This is a genomic window from uncultured Acinetobacter sp., assembly GCF_947626835.1.
Classification (GTDB): domain Bacteria; phylum Pseudomonadota; class Gammaproteobacteria; order Pseudomonadales; family Moraxellaceae; genus Acinetobacter.
In genome coordinates this window covers 90,584-104,194 of the sequence record NZ_CANQTS010000005.1, presented here as the reverse complement: position 1 = coordinate 104,194, position 13,611 = coordinate 90,584, and the positions used below count along the sequence as shown (strand labels likewise).

17 protein-coding genes and 1 tRNA gene are annotated in these 13,611 nt (G+C 41.9%); 13 read left to right on the top strand and 5 right to left on the bottom strand.

Translation table 11 applies throughout. From position 1 onward, the window contains the following. Position 1 precedes the first annotated feature (1 nt). From Q0Z55_RS04490 to panD, 5 genes are all read left to right on the top strand, one after another. A tRNA-Gln gene (locus tag Q0Z55_RS04490) sits at positions 2-76 on the top strand. Positions 77-110: 34 nt separating this feature from the next. Continuing rightward, positions 111-1,064 (top strand): ribose-phosphate pyrophosphokinase, encoded by a 954-nt coding sequence (locus Q0Z55_RS04485; RefSeq protein WP_297424710.1) that lies wholly within the window; start codon positions 111-113, stop codon positions 1,062-1,064. 99 nt (positions 1,065-1,163) lie between these two features. Beyond that, on the top strand, positions 1,164-1,460 hold the full coding sequence (rplY, locus tag Q0Z55_RS04480) for a 50S ribosomal protein L25 (protein WP_297424708.1): 297 nt from the start codon (positions 1,164-1,166) through the stop codon (positions 1,458-1,460). Positions 1,461-1,479: 19 nt separating this feature from the next. Beyond that, positions 1,480-2,058 (top strand): aminoacyl-tRNA hydrolase, encoded by a 579-nt coding sequence (pth, locus tag Q0Z55_RS04475; protein ID WP_297424705.1) that lies wholly within the window; start codon positions 1,480-1,482, stop codon positions 2,056-2,058. A gap of 96 nt (positions 2,059-2,154) precedes the next feature. Continuing rightward, entirely contained in the window at positions 2,155-2,535 is a 381-nt protein-coding gene (panD, locus tag Q0Z55_RS04470) for an aspartate 1-decarboxylase (RefSeq protein WP_297424702.1), read from the top strand. 41 nt (positions 2,536-2,576) lie between these two features. Here panD and Q0Z55_RS04465 read toward each other — a convergent pair whose 3' ends face one another. Then, positions 2,577-3,071 carry a DUF1289 domain-containing protein gene (locus Q0Z55_RS04465; protein WP_297424699.1) on the bottom strand — a complete coding sequence of 165 codons (495 nt, stop codon included), beginning with the start codon at positions 3,069-3,071 and terminating at the stop codon, positions 2,577-2,579. Positions 3,072-3,231: 160 nt separating this feature from the next. Between Q0Z55_RS04465 and Q0Z55_RS04460 the strand changes: the two genes are divergently transcribed. Further along, the gene (locus Q0Z55_RS04460) at positions 3,232-4,164 is read left to right on the top strand and encodes a rhodanese-related sulfurtransferase (RefSeq protein WP_297424697.1); all 933 of its coding nucleotides are present in this window, start codon (positions 3,232-3,234) and stop codon (positions 4,162-4,164) included. 137 nt (positions 4,165-4,301) lie between these two features. Then, on the top strand, positions 4,302-4,886 hold the full coding sequence (locus Q0Z55_RS04455) for a DedA family protein (protein ID WP_297424726.1): 585 nt from the start codon (positions 4,302-4,304) through the stop codon (positions 4,884-4,886). Between the two features lie 35 nt (positions 4,887-4,921). Here the strand turns inward: Q0Z55_RS04455 and Q0Z55_RS04450 are convergent, their stop codons facing one another. Both Q0Z55_RS04450 and Q0Z55_RS04445 read right to left on the bottom strand, forming a co-directional pair. Beyond that, complete coding sequence (locus Q0Z55_RS04450; RefSeq protein ID WP_297424694.1) at positions 4,922-5,446, bottom strand: YecA family protein; 525 nt, start codon at positions 5,444-5,446, stop codon at positions 4,922-4,924. Between the two features lie 72 nt (positions 5,447-5,518). Beyond that, complete coding sequence (locus Q0Z55_RS04445; protein ID WP_297424691.1) at positions 5,519-5,725, bottom strand: PA3496 family putative envelope integrity protein; 207 nt, start codon at positions 5,723-5,725, stop codon at positions 5,519-5,521. 359 nt (positions 5,726-6,084) lie between these two features. On the opposite strand from Q0Z55_RS04445, the gene rpoD reads away from it, so the two are divergent. From rpoD to Q0Z55_RS04415, 6 genes are all read left to right on the top strand, one after another. Further along, positions 6,085-7,965 (top strand): RNA polymerase sigma factor RpoD, encoded by a 1,881-nt coding sequence (rpoD, locus tag Q0Z55_RS04440; RefSeq protein ID WP_297424689.1) that lies wholly within the window; start codon positions 6,085-6,087, stop codon positions 7,963-7,965. Positions 7,966-8,090: 125 nt separating this feature from the next. Beyond that, positions 8,091-8,378 carry a DUF493 domain-containing protein gene (locus Q0Z55_RS04435; RefSeq protein ID WP_297424722.1) on the top strand — a complete coding sequence of 96 codons (288 nt, stop codon included), beginning with the start codon at positions 8,091-8,093 and terminating at the stop codon, positions 8,376-8,378. Positions 8,379-8,480: 102 nt separating this feature from the next. Continuing rightward, positions 8,481-9,137 (top strand): lipoyl(octanoyl) transferase LipB, encoded by a 657-nt coding sequence (gene lipB, locus Q0Z55_RS04430; protein ID WP_297424686.1) that lies wholly within the window; start codon positions 8,481-8,483, stop codon positions 9,135-9,137. Positions 9,138-9,174: 37 nt separating this feature from the next. Continuing rightward, positions 9,175-9,717 (top strand): hypothetical protein, encoded by a 543-nt coding sequence (locus Q0Z55_RS04425; RefSeq protein ID WP_297424683.1) that lies wholly within the window; start codon positions 9,175-9,177, stop codon positions 9,715-9,717. After that, entirely contained in the window at positions 9,710-10,894 is a 1,185-nt protein-coding gene (locus tag Q0Z55_RS04420) for an iron-containing alcohol dehydrogenase (protein ID WP_297424680.1), read from the top strand. Before Q0Z55_RS04425 ends, Q0Z55_RS04420 begins: the two co-directional genes overlap by 8 nt. A gap of 253 nt (positions 10,895-11,147) precedes the next feature. Beyond that, a complete protein-coding gene (locus tag Q0Z55_RS04415) occupies positions 11,148-12,542 on the top strand; it encodes an APC family permease (RefSeq protein ID WP_297424678.1) in 1,395 nt (464 codons plus the stop codon). Positions 12,543-12,587: 45 nt separating this feature from the next. Here Q0Z55_RS04415 and Q0Z55_RS04410 read toward each other — a convergent pair whose 3' ends face one another. Both Q0Z55_RS04410 and Q0Z55_RS04405 read right to left on the bottom strand, forming a co-directional pair. Beyond that, positions 12,588-12,971, bottom strand: a complete 384-nt coding sequence (locus Q0Z55_RS04410; RefSeq protein WP_297424676.1) for a hypothetical protein — start codon at positions 12,969-12,971, stop codon at positions 12,588-12,590. 155 nt (positions 12,972-13,126) lie between these two features. Beyond that, the gene (locus Q0Z55_RS04405; RefSeq protein ID WP_297424673.1) at positions 13,127-13,603 is read right to left on the bottom strand and encodes a tRNA (cytidine(34)-2'-O)-methyltransferase; all 477 of its coding nucleotides are present in this window, start codon (positions 13,601-13,603) and stop codon (positions 13,127-13,129) included. Between the last annotated feature and the right edge of the window lie 8 nt (positions 13,604-13,611).

The following is a 13,611-nucleotide window of genomic DNA, read 5'->3' as shown; positions in this document are numbered from 1 at the left end:
TAGGGGTATCGCCAAGTGGTAAGGCACCGGGTTTTGATCTCGGCATCCGTTGGTTCGAATCCAGCTACCCCTGCCATCTCTTTCCCAATTCTAACCGCCAAGGGTGCTTCATGCCCAATCTTGTCGTTTTTAGTGGAACTGCGCATCCACAATTCGCTCAAAAAGTCGTAAGCCATTTACACATTCCTCTAGGTGCTGCATCTGTTTCTACCTTCTCTGATGGTGAAATTGCTGTAGAAATCACTGAGAACGTGCGTGGTAAAGACGTATTTATCGTACAGCCTACTTGTGCTCCAACCAACAATAACCTCATGGAAATTTTGGTCATGGCAGACGCACTGCGTCGTGCAAGTGCTGGTCGTATTACTGCAGTCATTCCTTACTTCGGTTATGCTCGTCAAGACCGTCGTCCTCGTTCAAGCCGTGTGCCAATTACTGCCAAAGTTGTTGCAGATATGCTAACAACAGTCGGAATTGACCGTGTGGTGATGATCGATTTACACGCTGACCAAATCCAAGGTTTCTTCGATATCCCTGTAGACAACATCTACGGTACACCAGCATTGTTGGCTGACTTACGTCAACAGTCGCATCACAACCTCATGGTGGTTTCACCTGACGTAGGTGGTGTGGTACGTGCACGTGCTGTTGCAAAACAAATGGGCGATATTGATCTTGCAATTATCGATAAACGTCGTCAAAAAGCGAATGAATCACAAGTGATGCATTTGATTGGTGATGTGAAAGATCGTGACTGTGTCATTGTTGATGATATGGTCGATACTGCAGGTACGTTGTGTAAAGCAGCTGACGCACTAAAAACTTTTGGTGCACGTAAAGTTGTGGCTTATGCAACTCACCCAGTATTATCTGGTAAAGCAATCGAAAACTTAAAAAATTCAGTGATCGATGAATTGGTGGTTACAGACACTATTCCGCTTTCAGAAGAAGCTTTAGCGCTTGGTAAGATTCGTCAAGTTTCAGTGGCAAGCATGGTTGCTGAAACAATTCGTCGTATTAACAACGAAGAATCTATTAGCGCAATGTTCGATTCTTATCTATAATCGAGCACTTAAATTTTAAAGCCCTGCCATTTGGCGGGGCTTTCTATCAACTAGACTGGTCGCGAGTCTAGTCCATTAACTTAAATAGGAATGTCTATCATGGCAAACTTCGTATTAAATGCAGTAGCACGTGAAGAAGCAGTTCAAGGGAAAGGTGCGAGCCGCCGCCTTCGTCTTCAAAACCAAGTTCCAGCAATCATCTACGGTGGCGAAGCTGCTCCTGTAGCGGTAACTTTAGAACTTCGTCAACTTGTTAAGTTCTTAGAAGACAACGCTTTCTTTGAAGAAGTAATCGAAATTCAAGTAGGCGACAAAGTTGAAAGCGTTAAAATCCAAGCGTTACAACGTCACCCTGCTAAAAACACGCCTATGCACGCTGACTTCAAACGCGCATAAGTGTTTATTGGTGTAATTAGTGGCTAATCTTTCGCTAATTGTTGGTTTGGGTAATCCCGGTCGGGAATATGCCCAAACCCGCCATAATGCAGGCTTTTGGTTTGTCGAACGCCTCGCAGAACGTTATGGTATCAATTTAAAAACCGACCCCAAATTTAACGGCATGAGCGGCCGTGGCAATATCGAAGGTCAAGACGTTCGTTTATTGTTACCGACGACTTTTATGAACCTATCGGGTAAAAGTGTCGTACCTTTCGCTAAATTCTATAATATTGCGCCTGAACGCATGCTGATTGCACATGATGAACTGGATATGAATCCAGGGGTCATTCGCCTAAAAACTGGCGGTGGTCATGGTGGTCACAATGGTCTGCGCGATATCGTGCCGCATACTGGGCCAAATTTTCATCGCTTACGGATTGGTATTGGTCATCCGGGTGCCAAAGATCAAGTTTCAGGTCATGTCTTAGGTAAAGCACCAAGCAAAGAACAAGATCTCATGGATGATGCCATTCATCATGCCCTTGCCCAAATCAAACTGTTGGTCAATGGTGATATTCAACCTGCCATGAATCAAATTAACGCCTATAAGCCATAAACCTATCCCCTTGCGCATTGTGTATTTTCAACGCACAATGCATTGCGCTCGTGTGCGCAAAATTAATGGATGAATTGATCTGATTGGGAGCTCGTTATGCTGTCTCGTTTACTTAAATGCAAAATTCACCGTGCGGTGGTGACTCATGCGGAATTGCACTATGAAGGTTCATGTGCAATTGATGGTACTTTAATGGACCTCGCCGGGATTCGTGAATACGAAGAAATTCACGTCTGGAACGTAACGAATGGCAAACGCTTTACCACTTATGCAATTCGTGGTGAAGAAGATTCTGGCATTATTTCAGTCAATGGCGGTGCTGCCCATCAAGCCGATGTAGGTGATCTGGTCATTATTGCCACTTTTGGTGATTTTACTGAAGCTGAGGCAGATGCACATCAGCCACGTTTGGTCTATGCCAACCCAAATAACACAGTCAATCACACTGCAAACTGTATTCCAGTACAAGTGGCTTAAAATTTAACTGTGTATAAAAAACCCGCCAATTGCGGGTTTTTTTATACTTGCTCAAATTGTATCTTGCCATGTAACAAATGATAGCGAATACCTTGGGCACGCTTAAATGCCACGTCATAAGACGCATTGGCAAGTGTTAACACACGCTGCTCAAATTCATCCCATAATGGACGCACTTGTTTATAATGAATCCCCAAACCACTGTCATCGGTTAAATGGCGGTTCTTTTCACACAATTTTAACGCATGATACAACTTACGCCCAAGACTAGCATCACTACGTAAACGCACGCGTTTTGAGTGTAAAAAGCCCTCGACCTGTTGTCGATTAGCTAGTGGCAGCATCGGAACTAAGATTTGATCAAGCTGGGCATCTAAACGAATCCACACAGCAGCATGTTGCTCAGGGGTATATTGATTCCAGTGAATCACTTCATGGCTAAAACGTCGACATCCACGACAGACCAAATCCCCAAACACAGTAGAACAACGCCCTGCACACGGGGTTAAAGAGGCTATTCGACGCTCATTGCTCAAAATAAAAACTCCACATTCTGCCTTAAGATTTAGCGCGCCTAGCATAGCTTGATCGAGTGTGATTAAAAAGGCTTATTTTTTGTAGGGAAATTTTGAATATTGTGTGCTTTTCAGTTAAAATGTGGTCCTTTAAAATTTACTAGCTACATTTGGAGTATCCATGAACGCTACTGTAGAACAGCTTGCACCTGTAGAACAGCAAGCGACCGCTGACTGGGTTGTTGCGGCACTTTATCAATTCAAAGAAGTTCAAGATCCTGCCGATCTGCAACAACGTCTTTTAGACTTGGTAAACACCATCAATCTTTGCGGTACTCTTATTGTAGCTGGCGAAGGCATTAACGGTACCGTGGCCGGTGATCGTGCTTCAATTGACACTATTCATCAATTCCTTTTAAGCGAAGGTTTTAATGAAATGGAATATAAAGAATCACATAGTGATGAAAAACCATTTCGTAAAATGAAAATCAAGCTCAAAAAAGAGATTGTAACTTTAGGTGTGCCAGTTAAACCGCGCGATTTAGTAGGTCACTATCTTGATCCTAAAGAATGGAATGAATTAATTGCACGTGACGACGTCATTTTGGTCGATACTCGTAATGACTACGAGTACAAGGCAGGCACGTTTAAAGGTGCACTTGATCCAAAAACGGAAACTTTCCGCGAATTCCCTGAATACGTAAAAAATAATCTCGAACAGCATAAAGATAAAAAAATCGCCATGTTCTGTACAGGTGGTATTCGTTGTGAAAAATCAACTTCATTGCTTTTACAAGAAGGCTTTACCGAAGTTTATCACTTAAAAGGTGGTATCTTAAAATACCTAGAAGAAACTCCACCTGAAGAAAGCATGTGGGAAGGTGAATGCTTCGTATTTGACGGTCGTACTGCGGTGACACACGGTGTTGAAGAAGGTCAGCATGTGAAATGTCATGCCTGTGGTTGGCCGTTGCTGCCTGAAGAAGTAGAACTAGCAAGCTATGAACATGGTGTATCTTGCGTGTACTGCATCGACAAGACCACAGAAAAGCAAAAAGAAGGCTTCCGTATGCGCCAATCACAAATTGCTGCTGCAAAGCGTAAGCGTCTGTAATACAACTAGCTTAAAGCCCGCAGCCTGCGGGCTTTTTTACAAAAGCGTGCTTTATCTTGTGTTCAAAGCCGCTTAGCATCAAATCCTCTGCTTGAACGATATGAGCGTATATTTTGACTGATTGGATTATTGGCATCATGGAGCGCCTAGGCTACTTAGGCATTGCGCTGTTGATGTTCCTTGATAACGTCTTTCCACCCATTCCCTCAGAAATCATTATGCCCTCTGCTGGCTATACGGCTTCTCAAGGCTCATTGACCTTAATGGGTGTGATTATAGCCGGTAGCCTTGGCTCACTGTTAGCGGCTGCTGTATTGTATTGGCTCGGTTATCAATTTAGTCATGCTGCTATTTTTCGTTTTGTCGATCGCTACGGTAAATATTTATTTATTAAATCTGAAGATGTCAAGAAATCCTTAGCATGGTTTGAGCAATATGGTCATCGGATTGTATTTTTTGGACGTATGGTACCTGCGGTACGCTCTTTAATTAGTATTCCTGCTGGCATGAGCCGTATGCCGTTTTGGAAATTTATGCTGTTTAGTGGCTTAGGCACCATCATTTGGACTACCTTTTTAGCCTGTATGGGTTTTTACTTTGGTGAAAACCAAGCCTTAATGCAGCAAATTTTTAGCCAAGTCGGCTATGTAATTATCGCGATTGTTATTGTGATCATTGCGGTGATTTTGTATCGGCGCCATCTGCGTAAAAAACGCCAATAAAAAAAGCACCCTTGGGTGCTTTTTTAACTTAAAACTTAGCTTGGTGTATGATACATCAAGTAAATTTCGTTTAAGTTATCTGGAATTTCTTCTGCTAATTCGTCCATTAACTGACCGTTACGACGGAAGGTTTCCATTTGTGGATCTTCTTCATCAATACCGCTAAACACCATAATCGGTAATGTTAAATCCACCAATTGCTCTTCAAATTCATCGGTAAACCAAGCTTCTTCATTTAAGAACATGGCATCGACGAAGCCTACACTCCAATCACCTAGGCTTGATTCAGTATCGGCTTCTTCAATTTCAAAAGGAAATTCAATCCCATCTTCATTGGCTAAGCTTTGACGAATTGCCTCTAACCATGCTTTAACTTGTGCGATGATTTCTGCTGGAACCTTCTTCTGATTGCCTTCGAATAATTCATCTAACCATTTGTCAAACTGAGGGCCAACTGCAATGGCACATAAAAAACCATGTGTCGCAGCAAAATCTAGACCGTACTCATTTTGGTCGCCATCTAAATATTCGCTTAACTGGTCTAAATCAAAAGCACTCATCTAATATCCAAACTTAGAAATATCGAAAGGTTTAGCATAGCATTTATTCAAGCGATGCTACATGAAAATTGCTTAATCTTCGTCGTCAAAGTCATCGTCATCGTCGATGTCGTAATCAAAATCTTTAAGTTCACGTTCTAAACGACGTTGCGCGAGTAATTCATCGATGAGGCGGCGTTTTTCCAACGACTCTTTAGCACTCAGCTTGGGTGAGGCCTCCTCGAAATTAACATCATCATCACCGTAGTTATCATCTAGTTCAAAATCTGTCGAAGACACTAAAACTACCTCTAATGAAAAAATGTAATGGGTCTAGGCGCTATTTATCTGCCTTTGCTGATCTTGTCAAGTTTTATTGTAAAATCAGGCTAAAATTACAGCTTTTAACGCAATTTGCCCTTTTATTTTTTGTGTATTTATTGAACAATGAACGCTTGATATTAAAATATGTTAAAATATATAAAGATTTACAGCAACGCTGCTATTTGTGCTTGTAATTTAAACACGCACCCCCATATTGAACTTAAACCCTATAGCGACAAATCATGCCTGAACAATCAATTCAAAAACTATGTTTTGAAATTGTGCTATCATGCACGGTTTTTTACTGCCACAGATTCAACCAAGAGTAAGCAAAGATGAGCGATATGACTTCCCCTACTTCTCAAGTAGCGGCGCTGATTAGCCGAGGCAAAGAGCAAGGTTACTTAACTTACGCTGAGGTTAACGATCATCTCCCAGACTCGATCACCGAAAGTGAACAGATTGAAGACATTATTCAAATGCTTCAAGACGTCGGTATTCCTGTGCATGAACGTGCGCCTGAATCTGATGACGCGATGTTCGACTCAAACAATGCTGATGCAGCCGATGAAGTAGCGGAAGAAGAAGCCGCTGCGGTATTAGCCTCTGTAGAAAATGAGCCTGGTCGTACCACTGACCCTGTACGTATGTACATGCGTGAAATGGGTACGGTTGAGCTGTTAACGCGTGAAGGCGAAATTAGCATTGCTAAACGTATTGAAGAAGGGATCCGCGACGTTCTCAATTCAATTGCGTACTGGCCCAATGCTGTTGAAGTTGTTCTCCAAGAATATAATGACTATGTTGCAGGCGAACGCCGTCTTGCTGACGTTTTATCTGGTTATTTAGACCCAGAAACTGATGATGATATTCCTGAAGTTTTAGAAGAAGTGGTGTTAGAAGAAGATACCACGTCTAAAACCACCAAAGACGTCAAACTTGACGACGAAGATGAAGACGAAGAATCAGAAAGTGATGATGATTCTGAAGCCGATTCAGGTCCTGACCCTGAAATTGCCAAAGTGCGTTTTGCTGAATTAAGCGATGCATGGAAAAACACCAAAGTTGTCATTGAAAAACATGGTCGTGACAGCCAAGAAGCGACTCAAGCGCTTGAAGCACTTGCAACCGTGTTTATGATGTTTAAATTTACCCCGCGTCTATTTGATTTAATTTCAGAGATGATTCGTGGTACACATGATCAAATTCGTGCTTCAGAACGTGAAGTGATGCGTTATGCGATCCGTCGTGGTCGTATGGACCGTATCCAATTCCGTACCACCTTCCCAGGTCAAGAGTCAAATTTTGCTTGGTTAGACGAACAAATTGCCAAAGCTACACCTGAGCAAAAAGGCTACCTTGAAAAAGTACGCCCAGATATTTTAGCGTTCCAACAAAAGATCGCAGATATTGAAAAAGAACTTGGCTTAAGCGTTAAAGACATCAAAGACATTTCAAAACGTATGGCAGTTGGCGAAGCCAAAGCTCGTCGTGCTAAAAAAGAAATGGTTGAGGCCAACTTACGTCTTGTCATCTCAATTGCCAAAAAGTACACCAACCGTGGCTTACAGTTCTTGGATTTAATTCAAGAAGGTAACATTGGCTTGATGAAAGCGGTGGATAAGTTTGAATACCGTCGCGGTTATAAATTCTCGACCTATGCAACATGGTGGATTCGTCAGGCAATTACTCGTTCAATTGCAGACCAAGCGCGTACCATTCGTATTCCGGTACACATGATCGAAACCATCAACAAGATTAACCGTGTTTCGCGTCAGTTGTTACAAGAAATGGGCCGTGAACCGACACCTGAAGAATTAGGTGAACGTTTAGAAATGGACGAAGTGAAAGTACGTAAAGTACTGAAAATCGCCAAAGAGCCGATTTCTATGGAAACACCAATTGGTGACGATGAAGATTCGCATCTTGGTGACTTCATTGAAGACAGCAACATCACCTCTCCAATTGATGCGGCAACGTCTGAAGGCTTAAAAGAAGCGACCCGTGAAGTGTTAGAAAACTTAACTGAACGTGAAGCCAAAGTCTTAAAAATGCGTTTTGGTATTGATATGCCAACTGACCATACTTTGGAAGAAGTGGGTAAACAGTTTGACGTGACGCGTGAGCGTATCCGTCAGATTGAGGCAAAAGCATTACGTAAATTACGTCATCCATCTCGTTCTGAACATTTACGTTCATTCCTTGAGAATGACTAATCTATACATGCAACAATACTGACTTGAATATGGGGGAATCTCCCCCATAATATGAGTATAAGCGCATACATCAAAATACCTGCTTTTAGCAGGTATTTTTAATTAAGAGGTGTCCCATGATTGACATGACCAATCGTACTCCATCACGCGAACTCCAAGAAGATCTTTGGGTTTTTCCTATGGACTATCCAATTAAATTGATTGGTCTTGCAGGTGCTGAGTTACATGCGGCTGTGACAGAAATTTTTGTGAAGCATTTTCCAGAATTTGATGGCAATAGCATGAGTGTTACCCCATCACGTACAGGTAAGTATCATTCAATTACCGCTCAGCTACGTTTTGAAGAACTTGAGCAAGTACATGCTGTCTATGCTGATCTTGCTGCTTGTCCGTTAATTCGTACTGCCCTGTAAGTTAAAAAAACACGCACTTTGCGTGTTTTTTTATGGCTCACCTTTTTATGTTAATTCATCTTATAATCAGCAGCACTTGTTCGATTGTATAGGACACATACTGTGACAGATGTGGTTAAACCTGCTTTAGTAATTCGTCATTATCACGACTTAACCCCGTATGAAGCACGATTTTTAGAGATGAAAAGCTTAACCGAACAGCGTGATGAAACCACACCCGATGAACTGTGGATTTTGCAGCATCATGAGGTACTCACTCAAGGTCAAGCCGGTAAACCTGAGCATGTGTTAATGCCAAGCCATATTCCACTGGTGCAAAGCGACCGTGGTGGTCAAGTGACATGGCATGGTCCGGGACAATTGGTGGCTTACTTTATGTTTGATCTCAATCGTCTAGGTTGGAATGTCAGAACTTTGGTCAGCTATGCTGAAAACCTGATGATCAATTTACTGCAAAAGTATGGGATTGCTGCCTATGCCAAAGCAGATGCACCGGGCGTTTATGTCAATGAGCGTAAAATTGGCTCACTCGGCTTTAAAATTCGTAAAGGTCGCAGTTATCATGGTTTAGCACTTAACATTGATTGTGACTTATTTGGTTTTCAAACCATTAATCCGTGTGGCTATGCTGGACTTGAAATGGTTCGGGTCATGGATTTAGTGCCCAATTACCCACGCTTTGATGACTTATGCCGCGATATGATTGCAAGTTTAACCACGAGCGGTTACTTTAGTGATATTCAAGTGATTGATGCTTAAATTAAAAAATAATCTTTAATAAAAAAAGGATGCCTCTGTGATTGCAGCAAGCGCCGTTAAACCCACATTACAGCAGATCTATGTCAAAACCATGATGGATGTGATTGGGCGTGGTTTGGTCATGGCCAGCCAAGTTGATGAAGAAGTGCAACACGAAATCCGTCAATTTCCGGTAGGATTTGTGCTTTCGATGAGTGTCTTCCCACATGGTCCTGCTTTTGTGGCACAAGTGACTTCAAATGGACAATTGAATTTACTCAATGAATATGCAGACAAGCCTGACTTGACGGTGCGTTTTAAACATATGCATCATGCATTTTTGGTGTTTTCTTTTCAAGAAAGTACCGCCCAAGCCTTTGCTAATGACCGTATGGTGGCAGATGGCGATTTAAGCTATGCCATTCGTTTGGTGCGTTGCTTAAACAAAATGGAAGCACTGATTTTACCTAAACTTGTGGCTGAACTTGCCGTCAAACAATATCCAACCCAATTGCCCTTAAAAGACAAATTACGCGGTGCTGCCAATATTTACTTAAAAGTGGCGCAATCTTATTTAAAACGGAGTGATCAGCATGGCTAAGCCTTATTACGAATTTTTCTGTCCGGTGAAAGTCATTGCAGGTCATGCAGCACTTGAACATATTCCTTTTGAGTTGGCCACTTTAGGTGCTAAACGTGTCCTCATTATTACCGATAAAGGCGTACGTCATAATCAACTGTTAGCCCCTATTGAAGCGGCTTTTGCAGCAAGCGATAGCGTGATTGCTGACATTTTTGATGATGTACCACCAGATTCAAGTTTACAGACGGTACGTCAAGCTGCCCAACTGTACCGTGAACAACACTGCGATGCGATTATTGCCGTCGGTGGTGGCTCGGTGATTGATACCTCAAAAGCCACTAACATTTTAGTGTCTGAAGGTGGTGATGACCTATTGCAATATTCTGGTGCTCACAATTTACCTAAACCGCTTAAACCATTTTTTGTGATTCCCACCACGTCAGGGACAGGGTCTGAAGTGACCATGGTGGCGGTGGTGGCTGATCCTGAAAAAAATGTCAAAATGGCATTTGCATCGTATTACTTAATGCCACATGCGGCGATTTTAGATCCACGCATGACCAAAACCTTGCCACCTCATTTAACTGCAATGACGGCAATGGATGCCATGACACATGCCATTGAAGCCTATACCTGCATGGCAGCCAATCCAATTAGCGATGCTTATGCAACAGCTGCAATTAAAAAAATCAGTGAAAATTTGTTTCATGTATTAGACAACCCTGAAGATGCTCAAGCACGCTTAGAACTTGCCCAAGCTTCTACCATGGCAGGCATTGCATTTTCTAATTCTATGGTTGGCTTGGTGCATTCCTTAGGACATGCTTTAGGTGCAGTTGCACATTTACCGCATGGTTTATGTATGAATTTATTTTTACCGTATGTGCTTGAATACAACCAATCGGTCAATGGCGCTAAAATCGGTGAACTTTTGCTGCCGCTTGCCGGTGCTGAAATTTATGCACAAACGCCTGCACACTTACGGGCTGAAAAAACCATTCGCAGCATTAGCACCATGCGCGATCGCTTGTATAGCCTGACCCAATTACCACGCACATTGCGTGAAACTCATAAGGTCAGCCAAGCACAATTTGATGAGATTGCTGACAAAGCCCTCAACGATGGTTCAATTATTTATAATCCTAAAGAAGCAAGCCTTGCTGATTTAAAGCAGATCTTAGAAAAAGCTTGGTAATTGAAAAAATTTACGCCAATATAGCGTAAAAATCAGCCTGATGTTTTTGTAAGCATCAGGCTTTTATTGTTTGCCCGTTTCACTTCAACCACATGGCATATTTTGTGCTAGCAGCAACACGCAGCTGCTGACAAATGCATACATTTGAAGTAGATTGGCGCAGTTTTATTTTATCTATGGGGGGATCGTTCGTCTCAAACGATCCTTATACACAATGACTGATCCTTGATCAACGATTAAGAGGATAACGCCGTTGACTAATGTTCATGGGACTCAATCGGCAGCCAAACTGCAAAAGACGCTAGGGCTGTGGCATATTATTATTATTGGTTTGGCTTATATCCAACCCATGACGTTGTTTGATACCTTTGGTTTGGTATCTGACGAAAGTAATCTTCATGTTCCAACCTCTTATATTTTTGCCTTGGTGGCAATTTTATTAACTTCACTTAGCTATGGTCATATGATCCGTCGTTATCCATCTTCGGGTTCGGCGTACACCTATGCACAAAAATCCATTCACCCTAATGTAGGTTTTATGGTGGGTTGGTCGTCTTGGCTGGATTATTTACTCTCGCCAATGGTGAATATTATTTTGGCGGTGATTTATTTAGAAGCACTGTTCCCAGCCGTTAATCATTGGGTTTGGGTGGTGGTGCTTACAGCCTTTATGACTGGGGTGAACTTACGTGGTGCACGTTTTGTTGCCAACTTTAACAGTCTAATTGTCTTTGTACAGTTGATTGTGATTGCTGTGTTTACTTACCTGGTGTACAGCAAACTACAAGCCGGCTTTAATGCCGATGGCCCAATTTCAGCTGATGCACGTTATCAGTTATGGAGCCTTGAACCTTTTTGGAACGAGCTGACCTCAGTTGGTGCATTGATTACCGGTGCTACTTTACTGTGCTTCTCCTTCACAGGTTTTGACTCACTGAGTTCATTGGCTGAAGAAACCAAAGACACAGAAAAAACCTTACCCAAAGCAATTTTCTTAACTGCATTGATTGCAGGTGTGATTTTTATTATCAGCACCTACTTTATGCAAATATACTTCCCGAATAATCCGGGCAGTTATTTTGAAAATATTGCTGAAACACAACCTGAAATTCTCATGTTGGTGGGGGGTTCGTTGTTCCAAGCGTATGTGCTTGGCTTTGCGATTGTGACTGTGATGGCATCAGGTATTTCAGCGCATGCCGGCGTATCACGTTTAATGTACGTGATGGGTCGTGATGGCGTGATCAATAAAAAGATCTTTGGTCATATTAGTCCAAAAAGCTTTACACCGTCTTACAATATTTTAATTGTTGGTGCTGTGGCGTTAACCGCAGGCTTTATGGATTTAGACATGGTCATCTCATTGATCAGTTTTGGTGCTTTAACTGCTTTTACCTTTGTCAATTTATCAGTAATTTCACGTTATGCATTACGTGATGGGCGTACCAAAACCTTTAAAGATATTCTCAATTATGTGATTGTGCCTTTATTAGGTTTCATTAGCGTATTTGCCTTATGGCTTGAAATTGAAGAAGACTCATTAAAGTATGGTTTATGGTGGGCAATGCTAGGGATTTTATACTTAGGTTATAAAACCAAAGGCTTTAAACAACCTGCTCCACAACATAACGAGTTTGACGACCGTTAAAATGGTGTATTAAAAAAAGGCGCTTGATGCGCCTTTTTTTATGCCTTAACGCAACCGACAGTAAAAGCCCATTTGCGTATCAATGCGATTGTCTTTAAAACCTAAACTTTGAATAAAAGCAGGACGATCTTGTAATAGCTTTTGTCCATCAATATTTAAACGGGCACGATTGGCATCTGCCATGCGATATATATCATTCACCACATCTTGATAAATACCACACACCTCTTGACGTTTACTTTTAGTCAATTGTCGGCCATGCCATGTGTGTTCAAAATCATTTTGATCTAAGCTTTTTGCCCATGTTTCAATATTTTGATTTATGCGTTTTTGCATGTTTTGTAAAGCTGTTTGAATTTCAGCATGCGTAAGAGGTTGAATATTCTTACTGTCTTCAACTAGCGCTGGCTCATTGGCAAAAAGGCTCATGCTAGAGGCGATCAGCATCAGTCCAAGGATAAATTGAGATTTGAATAATGTGTTAATCTGCACGTTCGGCTCACTTTTTATATCTTTATAGTGGTTATATTTTTCTATTCAAAAAGAGTCAACATAAAAAACCACCCCTCAGGGTGGTGATGTTTTTATAAGGTTTTAAAACCTTGCTGACGCCATGCTTCATACACAATCACCGCTGTGGCATTGGATAAATTCAAACTGCGTGAATTTTCCGCCATCGGCAAGCGAATCCAATGCTCTTGTGGAAACATTAAACGTACCTGTTCCGGTAAGCCACGGGTTTCAGGACCCATCAGTAATGCAATCGGACGATTTAAATCCGAGGTATGTGGGGTTTGGCTACCCTTGGTGGTTAAAGGATAGATTGCATCCGTGCCAATGCCTTTACTCACTAAATCCGCAAGGCATTGTTCGAGGTTGTCCCAAATTTGCATATTGGCATATTCGTGATAGTCCAAACCTGCGCGTTTGAGTTTTTTATCATCTAGCTCAAAACCTAAAGGTTTGACCAAATGCAGCTGTGCCCCTGTATTGGCACATAAACGAATGATATTACCTGTGTTGGCAGGAATTTCTGGTTCGTATAACACAACATGAATCACGGGAATTC

Coding starts and splice junctions, on each gene's coding strand:
- panD (WP_297424702.1), top strand. CDS start 2,155: ATGCTGTCTCGTTTACTTAAATGCAAAATTCACCGTGCGGTGGTGACT.
- Q0Z55_RS04450 (WP_297424694.1), bottom strand. CDS start 5,446: ATGAGTGCTTTTGATTTAGACCAGTTAAGCGAATATTTAGATGGCGAC.
- rplY (WP_297424708.1), top strand. CDS start 1,164: ATGGCAAACTTCGTATTAAATGCAGTAGCACGTGAAGAAGCAGTTCAA.
- Q0Z55_RS04455 (WP_297424726.1), top strand. CDS start 4,302: ATGGAGCGCCTAGGCTACTTAGGCATTGCGCTGTTGATGTTCCTTGAT.
- rpoD (WP_297424689.1), top strand. CDS start 6,085: ATGAGCGATATGACTTCCCCTACTTCTCAAGTAGCGGCGCTGATTAGC.
- Q0Z55_RS04485 (WP_297424710.1), top strand. CDS start 111: ATGCCCAATCTTGTCGTTTTTAGTGGAACTGCGCATCCACAATTCGCT.
- Q0Z55_RS04410 (WP_297424676.1), bottom strand. CDS start 12,971: ATGAGCCTTTTTGCCAATGAGCCAGCGCTAGTTGAAGACAGTAAGAAT.
- Q0Z55_RS04435 (WP_297424722.1), top strand. CDS start 8,091: ATGACCAATCGTACTCCATCACGCGAACTCCAAGAAGATCTTTGGGTT.
- Q0Z55_RS04460 (WP_297424697.1), top strand. CDS start 3,232: ATGAACGCTACTGTAGAACAGCTTGCACCTGTAGAACAGCAAGCGACC.
- Q0Z55_RS04420 (WP_297424680.1), top strand. CDS start 9,710: ATGGCTAAGCCTTATTACGAATTTTTCTGTCCGGTGAAAGTCATTGCA.